This is a genomic window from Rhodobacter capsulatus (genome assembly GCF_005144475.1).
In the GTDB taxonomy this organism is placed as follows: domain Bacteria; phylum Pseudomonadota; class Alphaproteobacteria; order Rhodobacterales; family Rhodobacteraceae; genus Rhodobacter; species Rhodobacter capsulatus_C.
On the sequence record NZ_SWJZ01000065.1, the window covers coordinates 1 to 14,170 of the forward strand.

Sequence of the window (14,170 nt, forward strand, 5' to 3'; positions counted from 1 at the left end):
AAGCTGCCGGAAGGCACCGAGATGGTGATGCCGGGCGACAACCTGAAGTTCGAAGTCGAGCTGATCGCGCCGATCGCGATGGAAGAAAAGCTGCGCTTCGCGATCCGCGAAGGCGGCCGCACCGTCGGCGCCGGCGTCGTGTCGAAGATCATCAAGTAAGACCGCCGGTCTTTTTGAACGAAATCGGAAGGAGCGCCGCAAGGCGCTCCTTTTGCACTTGACAGACTCGGGGGGCTCCCGTAGGGCACCGGCCTGATCTGCCAAGATTACGGTTCGATGCAGGCGTCGCATTCGGCGGTGTCTGCCTCTCAACTTGAAAGCCCTGCGAAAAGGGAAGACTGCATGTCTGGTCAAAACATTCGCATCCGGCTCAAGGCGTTCGATTACCGCGTGCTGGATGCCAGCACCCAGGAAATCGTGAACACCGCGAAGCGTACGGGTGCACAGGTCCGCGGGCCGATCCCGCTGCCCAACAAAATCGAGAAATTCACGGTTCTCCGTGGTCCGCACATCGACAAGAAGTCGCGCGACCAGTGGGAAATCCGCACGCACAAGCGTCTTCTCGACATCGTCGATCCGACCCCGCAAACCGTGGACGCGCTGATGAAGCTCGACCTCGCGGCTGGCGTGGACGTCGAGATCAAAGTCTGAGGAGCGGGCACATGCGTTCTGGTGTTATCGCCAAGAAGCTGGGCATGACCCGGCTGTTCCTCGAAGACGGCAAGCAGGTTCCGGTGACCGTGCTGCTGCTGGACAACCTGCAGGTTGTCGCGCAGCGCACCGTTGACACCGACGGCTACACCGCGGTGCAACTCGGTGCGGGCGAGGCGAAAGCCAAGCGCACCACCGCTGCGATGCGCGGCCATTTCGCGAAAGCGAACGTGGCGCCCAAGCGCAAGCTGGCGGAGTTCCGCGTTTCGCCGGAAAACCTGATCGACGTCGGCGCCGAGATCTCGGCCGAGCATTACCTTGCCGGTCAGCATGTCGACATCGCCGGCACCTCGATCGGTAAGGGCTTTGCCGGTGCGATGAAGCGTCACAACTTCGGTGGTCTGCGCGCGTCGCACGGTGTGTCGGTCTCGCACCGCTCGCACGGCTCGACGGGTCAGTGCCAGGATCCGGGCAAGGTGTTCAAGGGCAAGAAGATGGCTGGCCATCTTGGGGCCGTGCGTGTCACCACGCAGAACCTGCAAGTCGTCCGCACCGATGCCGCCCGTGGCCTGATCATGGTCAAAGGGTCGGTTCCGGGCGCCAAGGGCGGCTGGGTCACGATCAAGGACGCGGTGAAGAAAGCCGCTCCGGCCGATCTGCCGCTGCCCGCCGCGCTGAAAGGCGCGAGCGCTCCGGCCGAACAAGTCTCGGTCGAAGGGGGTGAAGCATGAAACTCGATGTGATCAAGCTTGACGGCGGCACCGCCGGCTCGATCGAGCTGGACGAAGCGCTGTTCGGCCTCGAGCCGCGTGCCGACATCCTGCACCGCGTCGTGCGCTGGCAGCGTGCGAAGTCGCAGGCTGGCACCCACTCGACGCTGGGCAAGTCGGACGTCAGCTACTCGACGAAGAAGATCTACCGCCAAAAAGGCACCGGTGGCGCGCGTCACGGGTCCAAGAAGGCGCCGATCTTCCGTCACGGTGGCGTCTACAAGGGCCCGACCCCGCGGTCGCACGCCCATGACCTGACCAAGAAGTTCCGTGCCCTCGGCCTGCGCCATGCGCTCTCGGCCAAGGCGAAATCGGGCCATCTCGTGGTGATCGAAGCGGCCGACATGGCCGAAGCGAAAACCGCCCTTCTGGCGAAAGCCGCGAAGGAACTGGGCTGGAAAAAGGTCCTGGTCATCGACGGCGCCTCGGTCAACGAGAACTTCGCTCTGGCGGCGCGCAACCTCGACGGCATCGACGTGCTGCCGACCATGGGCGCCAACGTCTATGACATCCTGAAGCGTGACACGCTCGTGATCACGAAGGCGGGTGTCGAAGCTCTGGAGGCTCGCCTGAAATGAGCGCGAAACCCGAACATTACGACGTGATCGTGAAGCCGATCATCACCGAGAAGGCCACCATGGCCTCCGAGGCTGGTGCGGTCGTCTTCCAGGTGACCAAGACGGCGACCAAACCCGCCATCAAGGAAGCCGTGGAAGCGCTCTTCGGCGTCAAGGTGAAGGCGGTCAACACCACCATCACCAAAGGCAAGACCAAGCGTTTCAAGGGCCGCCCCGGCGTGCGCTCGGACGTGAAGAAAGCCTATGTGACGCTCGAGGCCGGAAACACCATCGACGTCTCGACCGGCCTCTGATAGAAGCCGCACGAATCTCTCGGGCCGGGGACTTCCCGGCCCGCAGAGTTTTGCTTTTCAGGCGACTGAAAACGTGAGCGGGGAGCTACGGCGCCCCATACGAAACGGACCTGACAGGTCCAAAGCAACGGAAGACAGAGAGCATGGCACTCAAGTCGTATAAGCCGACGACGCCTGGCCAGCGTGGACTGGTTCTGATCGACCGTTCGGAGCTTTGGAAAGGTCGCCCCGTCAAAGCCCTCACCGAGGGTCTGACCAAGACGGGCGGCCGGAACAACACCGGACGCATCACGATGTGGCACAAGGGTGGCGGCGCGAAGCGTCTCTACCGGATCGTCGACTTCAAACGTCGCAAATTCGACGTCGCCGCCACGGTCGAACGGATCGAATATGACCCGAACCGCACCGCCTTCATCGCGCTGGTGAAATACACCGACGGCGAACTGGCCTACATCCTCGCGCCGCAGCGTCTTGCTGTCGGTGACACCGTCATCGCGGGCGCGAAACAGGACATCAAGCCGGGCAACGCGATGCCCTTCTCGGGCATGCCGATCGGCACGATCGTGCACAACGTGGAACTGAAACCGGGCAAGGGCGGCCAGCTGGCGCGCGCGGCCGGGACCTACGCCCAGTTCGTCGGCCGGGACGGGGGCTACGCCCAGATCCGCCTGTCGTCGGGCGAGCTGCGTCTTGTGCGTCAGGAATGCATGGCGACCATCGGTGCCGTGTCGAACGCCGACCATAGCAACCAGAACCTCGGGAAAGCCGGGCGTCGTCGCCACATGGGCATCCGCCCGACCGTTCGCGGTGTTGCGATGAACCCGATCGACCACCCGCACGGTGGTGGTGAAGGCCGGACCTCGGGTGGCCGGACCCCGGTGACGCCGTGGGGCAAGGACACCAAGGGCAAGAAGACCCGGTCGAACAAGCAGACCGACAAGTACATTCTGCGGTCGCGTCACGCCAAGAAGAAGGGTCGCTAACCTATGGCACGTTCTCTCTGGAAAGGCCCCTTCGTCGACGCCTATCTGCTCAAGAAAGCGGAAAAGGCTCGGGCTTCGGGCAAATCGGACGTCATCAAGATCTGGTCGCGTCGTTCCACCATCCTGCCGCAGTTCGTCGGCCTCACCTTTGGCGTCTACAACGGCCAGAAACATATCCCGGTGAACGTCACCGAGGAAATGATCGGCCAGAAGTTCGGTGAATATTCGCCGACCCGGACCTACTACGGTCACGCCGCCGACAAGAAAGCGAAGAGGAAGTAATCGCCATGGGTAAGGAACAAAATCCGCGCCGCGTGGCGGACAACGAAGCCTTCGCGAAAGCGAAGATGCTGCGCACCTCGCCGCAGAAACTGAACCTCGTCGCCGCGCTGATCCGTGGCAAGAAGGTCGAGAAGGCTCTGGCCGATCTGACCTTCTCGAAGAAGCGGATCGCCGAGGACGTGCGCAAATGCCTGCAATCGGCGATCGCGAACGCCGAAAACAACCACGGCCTTGACGTCGACAACCTGGTGGTTGCCGAAGCCTGGGTCGGCAAGAACCTCGTGATGAAGCGTGGCCGTCCGCGGGCGCGTGGCCGGTTCGGCAAGATCATGAAGCCGTTTTCGGAAATCACCATCAAGGTGCGTCAGGTCGAGGAGCGCGCGTAATGGGTCAGAAGGTCAACCCCATCGGGATGCGTCTTCAGGTCAACCGTACCTGGGACAGCCGCTGGTTCGCCGAATCGAAAGACTACGGCAACCTGCTTCTGGAAGACCTGCGCATGCGCGAGTTCATCCATGAAGAGGCGAAGCAAGCCGGCATCGCCCGCGTGATCATCGAACGTCCGCACAAGAAGTGCCGCGTCACGATCCACGCCGCGCGTCCGGGTGTCATCATCGGCAAAAAAGGCGCCGATATCGAGACCCTGCGCAAGAAGCTGGCGAATTTCACCGCGTCGGAACTGCACCTGAACATCGTCGAAGTCCGCAAGCCGGAACTCGATTCGCAGCTGGTGGCCGAGTCGATCTGCCAGCAGCTCGAGCGTCGGGTGTCGTTCCGCCGGGCGATGAAGCGCGCCGTGCAGAACGCGATGCGGATGGGTGCCCTTGGCATCCGGGTCAACGTTTCGGGCCGCCTTGGTGGCGCCGAGATCGCCCGGACCGAATGGTACCGTGAAGGCCGCGTGCCGCTGCACACCCTGCGTGCCGACATCGACTACGCGCTGGACGAGGCCATGACCCCCTATGGGATCATCGGCGTCAAGGTCTGGATCTTCAAAGGCGAGATCATGGAACATGATCCGCAGGCCCGTGACCGCAAGGCCGCCGAAGCCCAAGACGGCCCGGCTCCGCGCGGTCCGCGTCGCGACCGCGACGCTCGCTGAGGAGTGACTTGAAATGCTGCAACCGAAACGGACGAAATTCCGCAAACAGCACAAGGGCCGCATCCACGGCGAAGCCAAAGGCGGCTTCAACCTGAACTTCGGCTCGTTCGCTCTCAAGGCGACCGAACCGGAGCGTGTGACGGCGCGTCAGATCGAAGCGGCTCGCCGCGCGATCACCCGTCACATGAAGCGTCAGGGCCGTGTCTGGATCCGCGTGTTCCCGGATGTTCCGGTCTCGTCGAAACCCACCGAGGTTCGGATGGGTAAAGGCAAAGGCTCGGTCGATTACTGGGCGTGCAAGGTGAAACCGGGCCGCATCATGTTCGAGATCGACGGCGTGCCGGATGCGATCGCCCGCGAGGCCCTGCGCCTTGGCGCGAACAAGCTGCCGGTGATGACCCGCATCGTGGCCCGCGAAGACTGGTAAGTCTTCCCCGGTTCGAGATCGAAACCCCCGCCCGAAACGGCGGGGGTTTTGCTTTGCCGCTCGCTGCAATGTGACAGCCGGATGACAGACCGCCCTTGCAGGACAAGGGCGCTTGCCGGATGCTGGGTCTCTGGCCTGGAGGGAAGATGTCTGCGGGGCGTATCGAAAGAACCGTCGTGTCCGGGCAAGCCGGATGGGTGAAGCGCGTCGAGCAGGTCGGGCTGCGGCTGCGGCTGCAAAAGGGCGACCCGCGGCGGCTGTTCGAGGCGGAACGCCGGGCCTATCTGAGCCTGCAGGACGCGCATCTGCCGTTTCCGAAGGTGCTGGCCGAGGGGCCGGATCATTTCGTTCTGGCCGACGCCGGGCCGACCTTGCGCAGCCTTCTGCGCGCGAGCGGGTCCGAGGCGCCCGAGGTGCGCCGCGCGCTGCTGGCCGGGGCCACTGCGCTGGCGCGGCTGCATGGGGCGGGCTACAGCCACGGCCGGCCGAACCTGTGCGACATCTGCTGGAAGGACGGGCAGATCACCTTCATCGATCTGGAGAAATACCGGCCGCGCCACAACACGCCCGGCGGCCATGTCTGGGATCTGCTGCTCTTCTTCTTCGATCTGTGCGCCGAGACCGGCCGGATCGATGCCGCGGTGCTGGCCGCCCGCGACGCTTACCGCGCCGCCGACACCAAGGGGATCTGGCCCGCGGCGGTGCGGCGGATGCGGCTCTTGCGCCCGGCTTTGACGATGGTGGCGTGGCTGACCCGGCCGTTGCGGCACAAGCGCGACTTCCGCGCCATCGCCCCGCTCATGGCGCTGTTTGCCGAGCCGCGCTGAGGCTGGCCCGCATTCGGGGCTTGCCCCGCGGGGCGCTTTCCTGTAGGCAGCGGCATCCGCGCGCCGGTCCCTTCGGGAATCGGCCGTGGCTGACATAACCCACCGGACCACGGGTCACCCCAAGTGTGCATCACGCACCCAAGCGGGGCCTTCCGGTGCCAGACAAGGAACCCTGGGATGAAAGCCCAAGATCTCAAGGCGAAGACGCCTGACGAGCTTCGCGACGCGCTTGTCGCGCTGAAAAAGGAAGCCTTCAACCTCCGCTTCCAGGCCGCCACCAACCAGCTGGAAAACACCGCCCGCATGCGCGCCGTCCGTCGTGACGTTGCCCGTGTCAAAACGGTGCTGACCCAAAAAGCTGCTGAAGCCGCGAAGTAAGGAGACTTCCGATGCCCAAACGTATCCTTCAAGGGGTCGTGACCTCGGACAAGAACGATCAGACGATCACTGTCCTCGTGGAACGCCGCTTCAAGCATCCGCTGCTGCAAAAAACGGTGCGGAAATCGAAGAAATACCGCGCGCATGACGCGCTGAACCAATTCAAGACCGGCGACAGCGTCCGCATCGAGGAATGTGCGCCGATCTCGAAGACGAAACGCTGGACGGTCGTCGTCGAGGCCTGAGGAAACTCGGGCCCGGCGATGAACGCACAGTTCATCGAAACCCTGGGACGTCTACCTGCATAGGCGTTCCCAAAGGTCGGGAGTAACAACATGATCCAGATGCAGACCAATCTGGATGTCGCTGACAACTCCGGCGCTCGCCGAGTTCAGTGCATCAAGGTTCTGGGCGGTTCGCACCGCCGTTACGCATCCGTGGGCGACATCATCGTGGTGTCGGTCAAGGAAGCGATTCCGAAAGGCCGCGTGAAGAAAGGGGACGTCCGCAAGGCCGTCGTCGTTCGCACCGCCAAGGAAGTCCGTCGCGAAGATGGCACCGCCATCCGCTTCGACCGCAACGCCGCCGTCATCCTGAACAACCAGGGCGAACCGGTCGGCACCCGTATCTTCGGGCCGGTCGTTCGCGAACTGCGCGCGAAGAACTTCATGAAGATCATCTCGCTTGCGCCGGAGGTGCTGTGATGGCTGCGAAACTCCGCAAGGGCGACAAGGTCGTCGTGCTGACCGGCAAGGACAAGGGCAAGCAAGGTGAAATCACCGCTGTCATGCCCAAGGACAACAAGGCGATCGTCGACGGCGTGAACATGGCGATCCGCCATCAGCGCCAGACCGCGACCGCTCAGGGCGGCCGCACGCCGAAGGCGATGCCGATCGACCTGTCGAACCTCTCGCTGATCGACGCGAACGGCAAGGCGACCCGCGTCGGCTTCCGCATCGAAGCCGATGGCAGCAAGGTCCGTTTTGCCAAGTCCACCGGGGAGGCGATCTGATGCTCGACCAAGCCACCTATACCCCGCGTCTGAAGGCGCTCTACGCCGCGTCGATCCGCGCGGCGATGAAAGAGCAATTCGCCTACAAGAACGACATGCAGATCCCCAAGATCGAAAAAGTCGTTCTGAACATGGGCGTTGGCGAAGCCGTCAAGGACACCAAGAAAGTCAAGCAAGCCGCCGAGGAGCTGACGCTCATCGCCGGTCAGAAGGCTGTCATCACCAAGGCCAAGAACTCGATCGCCGGGTTCCGCGTCCGTGAAGAGATGCCGCTGGGCTGCAAGGTGACCCTGCGCGGTGACCGGATGTATGAATTCCTCGACCGTCTGATCAACATCGCCCTGCCGCGCGTGCGCGACTTCCGCGGTGTGAAACCGTCGTTCGATGGCCGCGGCAACTTTGCGATGGGTCTCAAGGAACATATCGTGTTCCCGGAGATCGATTTCGACAAGGTCGACGAAGTGCTGGGGATGGACATCATCATCTGCACCTCGACCGACGTCGATGCCGAAGCGAAGGCGCTGTTGAAAGCCTTCAACATGCCTTTCAACGCCTGATCGCGGAGAGAATTTATGGCCAAGAAATCCATGGTTGAACGCGAAGTGAAGCGCGCCAAGCTGGTGAAGCAATTCGCCACCAAGCGCGCCTCGCTCAAGGCGATCATCGAAGATCAGTCCCGCCCGATGGAAGAGCGCTTCAAGGCGACTCTGAAACTGGCGGAACTGCCCCGCAACTCGTCGGCGACCCGGCTGCACAATCGGTGCCAGCTGACCGGCCGTCCGCATGCTTACTACCGTAAGCTCAAACTCTCGCGGATCATGCTGCGTGACCTGGCCTCGTTCGGCCAGATCCCCGGCATGGTGAAGTCGAGCTGGTAAGGGAGACCGGGAATGTCCATGAACGATCCCCTCGGCGATATGCTGACCCGCATCCGCAACGCGCAACTGCGCGGCAAGTCCACCGTGAAAACCCCGGCGTCGAAACTGCGCGCCTGGGTGCTCGATGTGCTTGCGTCGGAAGGCTACATCCGTGGCTATGAGAAAACGACCTCGACCGACGGCCATCCGGAGCTCGAGATCAGCCTGAAGTACTTCGAAGGCACCCCGGTGATCCGCGAAATCCATCGCGTGTCGAAGCCGGGCCGCCGGGTCTATGCTTCGGTCAAGGAAATCCCGTCGGTCCGCAACGGCCTCGGTGTTTCGATCGTCTCCACGCCGAAAGGCGTCATGACGGACGCGGCCGCACGCACTGCCAATGTTGGCGGTGAAGTGCTCTGCACCGTGTTCTAAGGAGGGAAGCATGTCTCGTATCGGCAAGAAACCGGTCGAAATGCCCAAAGGCGTCAGCGCGACGCTCTCGGGTCAGACCATCGAAGTGAAGGGGCCGAAAGGCACCCGCAGCTTCACCGCCACCGACGACGTGACGGTTGCTCTCGACGGCTCGACCGTCACTGTGACCCCGCGCGGCACCTCCAAACGTGCCCGCCAGCAATGGGGCATGGTGCGTTCGATGATCGAGAACCTCGCCATCGGCGTCTCCACCGGCTTCAAGAAAGAGCTTGAAATTCAAGGCGTGGGTTACCGCGCCGCGATGCAGGGCAATGTTCTGAAGCTCTCGCTTGGTTATTCGCACGAAGTCAACTTCGAGGCCCCGGCCGGTGTCACCATCGCCACCCCGAAGCAGACCGAGATCACCATCGAAGGCATCGACCAGCAACTGGTCGGCCAGGTGGCCGCGAACATCCGCGAGTGGCGCAAGCCCGAGCCCTACAAGGGCAAAGGGATCCGCTACAAGGGCGAGTTCATCTTCCGCAAGGAAGGCAAGAAGAAGTAAGGGGCGCGAAAATGGCGAACAAGAAGAGAGAGCTGTTCCTCAAACGCCGCCTGCGCGTCCGGAACAAACTGAAGGCGATGGCCAATGGCCGCGCCCGTCTGTCGGTGCATCGCTCGTCGAAGAACATCAGCGTCCAGCTGATCGACGATGTCAAAGGCGTGACGATTGCTGCGGCGTCGACTCTGGAAAAAGAGTTTGGCTGCGTGGGCAAGAACAACGTCGAAGCGGCCACCAAGATCGGTGCCGCGATCGCCGAACGGGCGAAAAAAGCCGGTGTCGAAACCTGCTACTTCGACCGTGGCGGCTTCCTGTTCCACGGGAAGATCAAGGCTCTGGCCGACGCAGCCCGCGAAGGCGGTCTGAAGTTCTGAGCCTGGTGGGGGGCTTTGCAGCCCTCCCGATGATCCGGGGGCGGTTCCTTTGGGGCCGCCCACCTGGATTGGACCTAACGGCGTGGACCCACGCCATTCACGAAAGGAATGCCTGATGGCAGAACGTGAAAACCGCCGGGAGCGTCGCGCCGAGCGCGAAGAGACCCCGGAATTCGCCGATCGTCTGGTTGCGATCAACCGCGTGTCGAAAACCGTGAAGGGTGGGAAACGCTTCGGCTTCGCCGCGCTCGTCGTGGTCGGTGACCAGCGTGGTCGCGTCGGCTTCGGCAAGGGCAAGGCGAAGGAAGTGCCGGAAGCGATCCGCAAGGCGACCGAACAGGCGAAACGCTCGCTCGTTCGCGTGCCGCTGCGCGATGGCCGCACCCTGCACCATGACATCGAAGGCCGTCACGGCGCGGGCAAGGTGGTGATGCGGACGGCTCCGGCCGGGACCGGGATCATCGCCGGTGGTCCGATGCGCGCTGTCTTCGAGATGCTGGGCGTTCAGGACGTGGTCGCGAAATCGATCGGGTCGCAAAACCCCTACAACATGATCCGCGCCACCATCGACGGTCTGAAACTGGAAGCCTCGCCCCGCAACGTCGCGGCGCGTCGTGGCAAGAAAGTGGCCGACATCCTGCCGAAGACCGCCGCTGACGCGTCGGCCGAAGCCTGAGGAGTGTGAAAGATGGCGAAGAAAACCATCGTCGTGCAACAGGTGGCCTCGGCCGCCCGTCGTCCGGCCATCCAGACCGCGACCCTCAAAGGTCTGGGCCTGAACAAGATCCGCCGCACCCGTGAGCTGGAAGACACTCCGGCCGTCCGCGGCATGGTGAACAAGATCGCGCATCTTGTGAAGATCATCGAAGAGCGCGGCTGAGCGTCCTTCGGCAAGATTGAAAACGCCCCGGGTATCCCCCGGGGCGTTTTTCGTTTAGGACGATGGGGCAACCAAGGAGGCGATCATGGACCTGAAGCAGCAGAAAGCCGAGACGGAACAGGTGTTTCGCGAGATCCAGTCGATGGAATCGCTGCCCGAGAAGGCCTGCATCAACTTCCAGTTCGTCACCGACGAGCCGAAGGCCGACTGGGACGGCTTCACCGAGGCCGCCGAGGCCGCGGGCTACACGGTCGAATGGTATGAGGCCGATGACGAGGACGACGAGGATTGCCTCGAGATCACCACCGGTCCGGTGCTGCTCACCTTCGAGACCCTCTGGGCCGAGGAAGAAAAGCTGACCCTGATGGCCGCGATCTACGGGTTCATCGCCGACGGTTGGGGGTTCTTCGAGGAAGAGTGAGGGATCAAAGGTGCTATCTTTCCCATTTGGGATGTTCAGGTCGCGCTACGTGCGACCCAATTTCGTAGGAATGGTGCTTATGGGGAGTTGCTTTGAATTCGAAATTGAAAAAACTGATCATGATCGGGTGCGGCGAAAGCAAGTTCTCATAGCGAAGAACTTCCGCGATGGCGCCGAACCGCATGATATCGTTTGTCTCACGACAACAACTGGTAGGTACATCTACGCCGAGGTGATTGGGAGGAAAAAGGCTTCTGACGACAAGCTTGGCCTTGAGTTGACGGATCGCTCCAATCTCGGGCTCTCTGTTGGTGATCGCGTTGAACTTGAAGTGACGCGGTGCGGTTTGTTTGGCAAAATTGTCTGGTATGTGACTAACAATGACCCTCAGCTTCGCATTTCGGCGATTCTTGCCGTAATCTCCTTTGTCCTCGGGATGCTCGGGTTGCTTCTTGGAGTCATTAGTGTCTATCTTAGTTGGCGGCCGACCTGAAGTACGTCACGGACAGTAAGCGTATTGACCCCACTGCCCCCCTGCCGCTATACGCCCCCGGTGGCCAAGCCACAGAATCAACAACAAACGCCGTGTGTGCCCCGGTTTCGCTTCCGGGGGCATCTTCCGGTAAAGGAGAAGCGACATGAAACTTCATGAAATCCGCGACAACGCGGGCGCTGCCAAGAAATCCAAACGCGTTGCGCGCGGTCCGGGTTCGGGCAAGGGCAAAACCGCTGGCCGCGGGATCAAAGGCCAGAAATCGCGTTCGGGCGTCGCTCTGGGCGGCTACGAAGGCGGTCAGATGCCGCTTTACCGGCGTCTGCCGAAGCGCGGCTTCAACAAGCCGAACCGCAAGGCCTTCGCCGTCGTCAACCTCGGCCTGATCGAGAAATTCATCGGCCTTGGCAAGCTTGATGCCTCGGTGGCGATCACCGAAGACGCGCTGGTTGCGGCGGGCCTGACCTCGCGCAAGCGCGACGGCATCCGCATTCTCGCCAAGGGTGAAATCACCACCAAGGTCACGCTGATCGTGACCGGCGCTTCCGCCGCGGCCGTTGACGCCGTCGCGAAAGCCGGTGGCACGCTGACCGTTGCTGCGGCCGCCGCCGAATAATCGGTTGTGAACGGGCCTTGGCCCGCTTACATAGGCAACAGTTTTCCAGGCGCCGCCGACCGGGGAACGGTCTGGCGGCGCTTCTCGCATGAAAGAGACGGGCATGGCATCTGCTGCAGAGCAAATGGCGGCGAACCTGAGCTGGTCGGCCTTCGGCAAGGCCACCGACCTCAGGGCGCGCATCTTCTTCACCATCGGGCTGCTGATCATCTACCGGCTCGGCACCTACATTCCGGTGCCCGGCATCGACGCCGACGCGCTGCGCGACTTCATGGAGCGGGCCTCGCAGGGGATCGGCGGCATGCTGTCGATGTTCACCGGCGGCGCGCTGGGGCGGATGGGCGTCTTCGCGCTTGGCATCATGCCCTATATCTCGGCCTCGATCATCGTGCAGCTGATGACGGCGCTGGTGCCCGCGCTGGAACAGATGAAGAAGGAAGGCGAGCAAGGCCGCAAGAAGATCAACCAGATCACCCGCTATTCGACGGTGGCGCTGGCGACCTTCCAGGCCTGGGGTCTGGCCACCAGCCTTTACAACGGCGGCATGGCGACCGATGCGGTGCCGCATCTGTTCTTCATCGTCTCGGTCGTGGTGACGCTGGTCGGCGGCACGATGTTCCTGATGTGGCTGGGCGAGCAGATCACCGCGCGCGGCATCGGCAACGGCGTCTCGCTGATCATCTTCGTCGGCATCGTCGCGGAAATCCCGGCGGCGGCGGCCTCGTTCTTCGCGCAGGGCCGGGCGGCGGGCAACAGCTCGATCCCCGTCACCATCGGCGTGCTGGTGATGATGATCGCGGTCATCGCCTTTGTCGTCTTCATGGAACGGGCGCTGCGCAAGATCCACATTCAATATCCCCGCCGTCAGGTCGGCATGAAGATCTATGACGGCAGCTCTTCGCATCTGCCGATCAAGGTGAACCCGGCGGGCGTGATCCCGGCGATCTTCGCCTCCTCGCTGCTCTTGCTGCCGACGACGATCTCGACCTTCTCGGGCGACAACACCGGCCCGATCATGTCGACGATCCTGGCTTATTTCGGCCCGGGGCAACCGCTTTATCTCGCCTTCTACGCCGGGATGATCGTCTTCTTCGCCTATTTCTACACCGCGAACGTCACCTTCAAATCCGACGAAGTGGCGGACAACCTGAAGAATCAGGGCGGCTTCATTCCGGGCATCCGTCCCGGCAAGAAGACCGAAGACTACCTCGACTATGTCGTGGCCCGCATCTTGGTGATCGGCTCTGCCTATCTGGCGCTGGTTTGCCTGCTGCCCACGATCCTGCAGACGGAACTGGGCGTTCCGTTCTACTTCGGCGGGACTTCGGTGCTGATCGTGGTCTCGGTGACGATGGACACGATCAACCAGGTTCAGTCGCATCTTCTGGCGCATCAATACGAGGGGCTCATCGAGCGGTCTCAGTTGCGCGGCAAACGCAAATCGGCCACGAAGAAGGCGCCCACGCGGCGCTGAGGGAGGAAAGCATGGCCAATATCATCCTGCTGGGACCGCCCGGCGCAGGCAAGGGCACCCAGGCCCGCAAGCTGGTCGAGGAACGCGGCATGGTGCAGCTGTCCACCGGGGACATGCTGCGCGAGGCCAAGACCTCGGGCACCGAGATGGGCAAGAAAGTCGCCGAGGTGATGGACCGCGGCGAGCTGGTGACGGATGAGATCGTCATCGGCCTGATCGAGGAAAAGCTGTCCTCCGGTCACGGCGAAGGCTTCATCTTCGACGGCTTCCCCCGCACGCTGCCGCAGGCGGATGCGCTGGGGCGGCTTCTGGCGAAGATCGGCCAGAAGCTGGATGCGGTGATCGAGATGCGCGTCGATGACGAGGCGCTGGTGGACCGGATCTCCGGGCGCTACACCTGCGGCAAGTGCGGCGAGGTCTATCATGACACGACGAAGCCGGTGAAGGTTGCGGGCACCTGCGACGCCTGCGGTTCGACCGACCTGCGCCGCCGCGCCGACGACAATGCCGACAGCCTGCGCATCCGGCTGATGGAATATTACAAGAAGACCTCGCCGCTGATCGGCTATTACTATCACGCGGGCGATCTGTTCGGCGTTGATGGTCTGGCCGAGATCGACGAGGTGGCGGCCTCGGTCGCGGCGATCCTTGATCAGCAGGGCTGAGGCGGTTACGGCTTGACCTGCGCGGAAATACCCTCTAGGTCGCGGTGTCTCGCATGAGAATCGCCCGAATCTCCGGATGCCGGAGGTTCGGGCGTTAAGCCGTCCGGAAGAAAC

Annotated in this window: 27 protein-coding genes; all 27 read left to right on the plus strand. The window is 62.6% G+C overall.

The window, feature by feature from the left end:
- The coding region (locus FBT96_RS14915) for an EF-Tu C-terminal domain-related protein (protein WP_455769546.1) at nucleotides 1–159 on the plus strand (159 nt) is incomplete at its 5' end.
- Nucleotides 160–342: 183 nt separating this feature from the next.
- Nucleotides 343–651, plus strand: coding sequence for a 30S ribosomal protein S10 (gene rpsJ / locus FBT96_RS14920; RefSeq protein ID WP_013066043.1), 309 nt, complete (start codon nucleotides 343–345; stop codon nucleotides 649–651).
- 11 nt (nucleotides 652–662) lie between these two features.
- Complete coding sequence (gene rplC, locus FBT96_RS14925) at nucleotides 663–1,382, plus strand: 50S ribosomal protein L3 (RefSeq protein ID WP_136908024.1); 720 nt, start codon at nucleotides 663–665, stop codon at nucleotides 1,380–1,382.
- Entirely contained in the window at nucleotides 1,379–1,999 is a 621-nt protein-coding gene (gene rplD / locus FBT96_RS14930; RefSeq protein WP_136908026.1) for a 50S ribosomal protein L4, read from the plus strand. Before rplC ends, rplD begins: the two co-directional genes overlap by 4 nt.
- The gene (locus tag FBT96_RS14935; RefSeq protein ID WP_055211977.1) at nucleotides 1,996–2,292 is read left to right on the plus strand and encodes a 50S ribosomal protein L23; all 297 of its coding nucleotides are present in this window, start codon (nucleotides 1,996–1,998) and stop codon (nucleotides 2,290–2,292) included. The genes rplD and FBT96_RS14935 overlap by 4 nt, the downstream gene beginning before the upstream one ends.
- A gap of 143 nt (nucleotides 2,293–2,435) precedes the next feature.
- Nucleotides 2,436–3,275 (plus strand): 50S ribosomal protein L2, encoded by an 840-nt coding sequence (rplB, locus tag FBT96_RS14940; protein ID WP_136908028.1) that lies wholly within the window; start codon nucleotides 2,436–2,438, stop codon nucleotides 3,273–3,275.
- Nucleotides 3,276–3,278: 3 nt separating this feature from the next.
- Nucleotides 3,279–3,557: a 30S ribosomal protein S19 gene (gene rpsS, locus FBT96_RS14945; protein WP_055211973.1), complete on the plus strand. Its 279-nt coding sequence runs from the start codon at nucleotides 3,279–3,281 to the stop codon at nucleotides 3,555–3,557.
- A gap of 5 nt (nucleotides 3,558–3,562) precedes the next feature.
- A complete protein-coding gene (rplV, locus tag FBT96_RS14950) occupies nucleotides 3,563–3,943 on the plus strand; it encodes a 50S ribosomal protein L22 (protein WP_013066049.1) in 381 nt (126 codons plus the stop codon).
- The gene (gene rpsC, locus FBT96_RS14955) at nucleotides 3,943–4,659 is read left to right on the plus strand and encodes a 30S ribosomal protein S3 (RefSeq protein ID WP_013066050.1); all 717 of its coding nucleotides are present in this window, start codon (nucleotides 3,943–3,945) and stop codon (nucleotides 4,657–4,659) included. The genes rplV and rpsC overlap by 1 nt, the downstream gene beginning before the upstream one ends.
- A 13-nt stretch (nucleotides 4,660–4,672) precedes the next feature.
- Entirely contained in the window at nucleotides 4,673–5,086 is a 414-nt protein-coding gene (rplP, locus tag FBT96_RS14960) for a 50S ribosomal protein L16 (protein ID WP_055211968.1), read from the plus strand.
- A 176-nt stretch (nucleotides 5,087–5,262) separates the two neighbouring features.
- Nucleotides 5,263–5,913 (plus strand): BUD32 family EKC/KEOPS complex subunit, encoded by a 651-nt coding sequence (locus FBT96_RS14965; RefSeq protein ID WP_169583491.1) that lies wholly within the window; start codon nucleotides 5,263–5,265, stop codon nucleotides 5,911–5,913.
- Nucleotides 5,914–6,090: 177 nt separating this feature from the next.
- Complete coding sequence (rpmC, locus tag FBT96_RS14970; RefSeq protein ID WP_055211964.1) at nucleotides 6,091–6,291, plus strand: 50S ribosomal protein L29; 201 nt, start codon at nucleotides 6,091–6,093, stop codon at nucleotides 6,289–6,291.
- An 11-nt stretch (nucleotides 6,292–6,302) separates the two neighbouring features.
- Complete coding sequence (rpsQ, locus tag FBT96_RS14975; protein ID WP_055211962.1) at nucleotides 6,303–6,536, plus strand: 30S ribosomal protein S17; 234 nt, start codon at nucleotides 6,303–6,305, stop codon at nucleotides 6,534–6,536.
- A gap of 90 nt (nucleotides 6,537–6,626) precedes the next feature.
- The gene (gene rplN, locus FBT96_RS14980) at nucleotides 6,627–6,995 is read left to right on the plus strand and encodes a 50S ribosomal protein L14 (RefSeq protein WP_013066055.1); all 369 of its coding nucleotides are present in this window, start codon (nucleotides 6,627–6,629) and stop codon (nucleotides 6,993–6,995) included.
- Nucleotides 6,995–7,303 (plus strand): 50S ribosomal protein L24, encoded by a 309-nt coding sequence (gene rplX, locus FBT96_RS14985; RefSeq protein ID WP_136908032.1) that lies wholly within the window; start codon nucleotides 6,995–6,997, stop codon nucleotides 7,301–7,303. Before rplN ends, rplX begins: the two co-directional genes overlap by 1 nt.
- Nucleotides 7,303–7,860 carry a 50S ribosomal protein L5 gene (gene rplE, locus FBT96_RS14990; RefSeq protein ID WP_136908034.1) on the plus strand — a complete coding sequence of 186 codons (558 nt, stop codon included), beginning with the start codon at nucleotides 7,303–7,305 and terminating at the stop codon, nucleotides 7,858–7,860. The genes rplX and rplE overlap by 1 nt, the downstream gene beginning before the upstream one ends.
- Before the next feature lie 15 nt (nucleotides 7,861–7,875).
- Complete coding sequence (rpsN, locus tag FBT96_RS14995) at nucleotides 7,876–8,181, plus strand: 30S ribosomal protein S14 (RefSeq protein WP_136908036.1); 306 nt, start codon at nucleotides 7,876–7,878, stop codon at nucleotides 8,179–8,181.
- A gap of 12 nt (nucleotides 8,182–8,193) precedes the next feature.
- Entirely contained in the window at nucleotides 8,194–8,592 is a 399-nt protein-coding gene (rpsH, locus tag FBT96_RS15000; protein ID WP_013066059.1) for a 30S ribosomal protein S8, read from the plus strand.
- A 10-nt stretch (nucleotides 8,593–8,602) separates the two neighbouring features.
- On the plus strand, nucleotides 8,603–9,136 hold the full coding sequence (gene rplF / locus FBT96_RS15005; RefSeq protein WP_136908038.1) for a 50S ribosomal protein L6: 534 nt from the start codon (nucleotides 8,603–8,605) through the stop codon (nucleotides 9,134–9,136).
- Nucleotides 9,137–9,147: 11 nt separating this feature from the next.
- Nucleotides 9,148–9,507, plus strand: a complete 360-nt coding sequence (rplR, locus tag FBT96_RS15010) for a 50S ribosomal protein L18 (protein ID WP_136908040.1) — start codon at nucleotides 9,148–9,150, stop codon at nucleotides 9,505–9,507.
- Between the two features lie 115 nt (nucleotides 9,508–9,622).
- On the plus strand, nucleotides 9,623–10,183 hold the full coding sequence (gene rpsE / locus FBT96_RS15015) for a 30S ribosomal protein S5 (protein WP_074553108.1): 561 nt from the start codon (nucleotides 9,623–9,625) through the stop codon (nucleotides 10,181–10,183).
- Nucleotides 10,184–10,195: 12 nt separating this feature from the next.
- Nucleotides 10,196–10,387 (plus strand): 50S ribosomal protein L30, encoded by a 192-nt coding sequence (gene rpmD / locus FBT96_RS15020; RefSeq protein ID WP_055211951.1) that lies wholly within the window; start codon nucleotides 10,196–10,198, stop codon nucleotides 10,385–10,387.
- Between the two features lie 85 nt (nucleotides 10,388–10,472).
- The gene (locus FBT96_RS15025) at nucleotides 10,473–10,808 is read left to right on the plus strand and encodes a ribonuclease E inhibitor RraB (RefSeq protein ID WP_136908042.1); all 336 of its coding nucleotides are present in this window, start codon (nucleotides 10,473–10,475) and stop codon (nucleotides 10,806–10,808) included.
- A gap of 70 nt (nucleotides 10,809–10,878) precedes the next feature.
- Nucleotides 10,879–11,301: a hypothetical protein gene (locus tag FBT96_RS15030; protein WP_169583493.1), complete on the plus strand. Its 423-nt coding sequence runs from the start codon at nucleotides 10,879–10,881 to the stop codon at nucleotides 11,299–11,301.
- 145 nt (nucleotides 11,302–11,446) lie between these two features.
- The gene (gene rplO / locus FBT96_RS15035; RefSeq protein ID WP_136908046.1) at nucleotides 11,447–11,917 is read left to right on the plus strand and encodes a 50S ribosomal protein L15; all 471 of its coding nucleotides are present in this window, start codon (nucleotides 11,447–11,449) and stop codon (nucleotides 11,915–11,917) included.
- A 103-nt stretch (nucleotides 11,918–12,020) separates the two neighbouring features.
- A complete protein-coding gene (gene secY, locus FBT96_RS15040) occupies nucleotides 12,021–13,391 on the plus strand; it encodes a preprotein translocase subunit SecY (protein ID WP_136908048.1) in 1,371 nt (456 codons plus the stop codon).
- An 11-nt stretch (nucleotides 13,392–13,402) separates the two neighbouring features.
- Nucleotides 13,403–14,056, plus strand: a complete 654-nt coding sequence (locus tag FBT96_RS15045; RefSeq protein ID WP_136908050.1) for an adenylate kinase — start codon at nucleotides 13,403–13,405, stop codon at nucleotides 14,054–14,056.
- Nucleotides 14,057–14,170: the final 114 nt, after the last annotated feature.

What these genes read in the sequence shown, in the direction of transcription:
- FBT96_RS15025 (WP_136908042.1), top strand. Translation starts at nt 10,473, where the DNA reads ATGGACCTGAAGCAGCAGAAAGCCGAGACGGAACAGGTGTTTCGCGAG.
- rplN (WP_013066055.1), top strand. Translation starts at nt 6,627, where the DNA reads ATGATCCAGATGCAGACCAATCTGGATGTCGCTGACAACTCCGGCGCT.
- FBT96_RS15045 (WP_136908050.1), top strand. Translation starts at nt 13,403, where the DNA reads ATGGCCAATATCATCCTGCTGGGACCGCCCGGCGCAGGCAAGGGCACC.
- secY (WP_136908048.1), top strand. Translation starts at nt 12,021, where the DNA reads ATGGCATCTGCTGCAGAGCAAATGGCGGCGAACCTGAGCTGGTCGGCC.
- rpsS (WP_055211973.1), top strand. Translation starts at nt 3,279, where the DNA reads ATGGCACGTTCTCTCTGGAAAGGCCCCTTCGTCGACGCCTATCTGCTC.
- rplO (WP_136908046.1), top strand. Translation starts at nt 11,447, where the DNA reads ATGAAACTTCATGAAATCCGCGACAACGCGGGCGCTGCCAAGAAATCC.
- rpsN (WP_136908036.1), top strand. Translation starts at nt 7,876, where the DNA reads ATGGCCAAGAAATCCATGGTTGAACGCGAAGTGAAGCGCGCCAAGCTG.
- rpmC (WP_055211964.1), top strand. Translation starts at nt 6,091, where the DNA reads ATGAAAGCCCAAGATCTCAAGGCGAAGACGCCTGACGAGCTTCGCGAC.
- rplX (WP_136908032.1), top strand. Translation starts at nt 6,995, where the DNA reads ATGGCTGCGAAACTCCGCAAGGGCGACAAGGTCGTCGTGCTGACCGGC.
- rplR (WP_136908040.1), top strand. Translation starts at nt 9,148, where the DNA reads ATGGCGAACAAGAAGAGAGAGCTGTTCCTCAAACGCCGCCTGCGCGTC.
- rplV (WP_013066049.1), top strand. Translation starts at nt 3,563, where the DNA reads ATGGGTAAGGAACAAAATCCGCGCCGCGTGGCGGACAACGAAGCCTTC.
- rplE (WP_136908034.1), top strand. Translation starts at nt 7,303, where the DNA reads ATGCTCGACCAAGCCACCTATACCCCGCGTCTGAAGGCGCTCTACGCC.
- rpsH (WP_013066059.1), top strand. Translation starts at nt 8,194, where the DNA reads ATGTCCATGAACGATCCCCTCGGCGATATGCTGACCCGCATCCGCAAC.
- rplD (WP_136908026.1), top strand. Translation starts at nt 1,379, where the DNA reads ATGAAACTCGATGTGATCAAGCTTGACGGCGGCACCGCCGGCTCGATC.
- FBT96_RS14935 (WP_055211977.1), top strand. Translation starts at nt 1,996, where the DNA reads ATGAGCGCGAAACCCGAACATTACGACGTGATCGTGAAGCCGATCATC.
- rplC (WP_136908024.1), top strand. Translation starts at nt 663, where the DNA reads ATGCGTTCTGGTGTTATCGCCAAGAAGCTGGGCATGACCCGGCTGTTC.
- rplF (WP_136908038.1), top strand. Translation starts at nt 8,603, where the DNA reads ATGTCTCGTATCGGCAAGAAACCGGTCGAAATGCCCAAAGGCGTCAGC.
- FBT96_RS15030 (WP_169583493.1), top strand. Translation starts at nt 10,879, where the DNA reads ATGGTGCTTATGGGGAGTTGCTTTGAATTCGAAATTGAAAAAACTGAT.
- rplB (WP_136908028.1), top strand. Translation starts at nt 2,436, where the DNA reads ATGGCACTCAAGTCGTATAAGCCGACGACGCCTGGCCAGCGTGGACTG.
- rplP (WP_055211968.1), top strand. Translation starts at nt 4,673, where the DNA reads ATGCTGCAACCGAAACGGACGAAATTCCGCAAACAGCACAAGGGCCGC.
- rpsE (WP_074553108.1), top strand. Translation starts at nt 9,623, where the DNA reads ATGGCAGAACGTGAAAACCGCCGGGAGCGTCGCGCCGAGCGCGAAGAG.
- rpsJ (WP_013066043.1), top strand. Translation starts at nt 343, where the DNA reads ATGTCTGGTCAAAACATTCGCATCCGGCTCAAGGCGTTCGATTACCGC.
- rpmD (WP_055211951.1), top strand. Translation starts at nt 10,196, where the DNA reads ATGGCGAAGAAAACCATCGTCGTGCAACAGGTGGCCTCGGCCGCCCGT.
- rpsC (WP_013066050.1), top strand. Translation starts at nt 3,943, where the DNA reads ATGGGTCAGAAGGTCAACCCCATCGGGATGCGTCTTCAGGTCAACCGT.
- rpsQ (WP_055211962.1), top strand. Translation starts at nt 6,303, where the DNA reads ATGCCCAAACGTATCCTTCAAGGGGTCGTGACCTCGGACAAGAACGAT.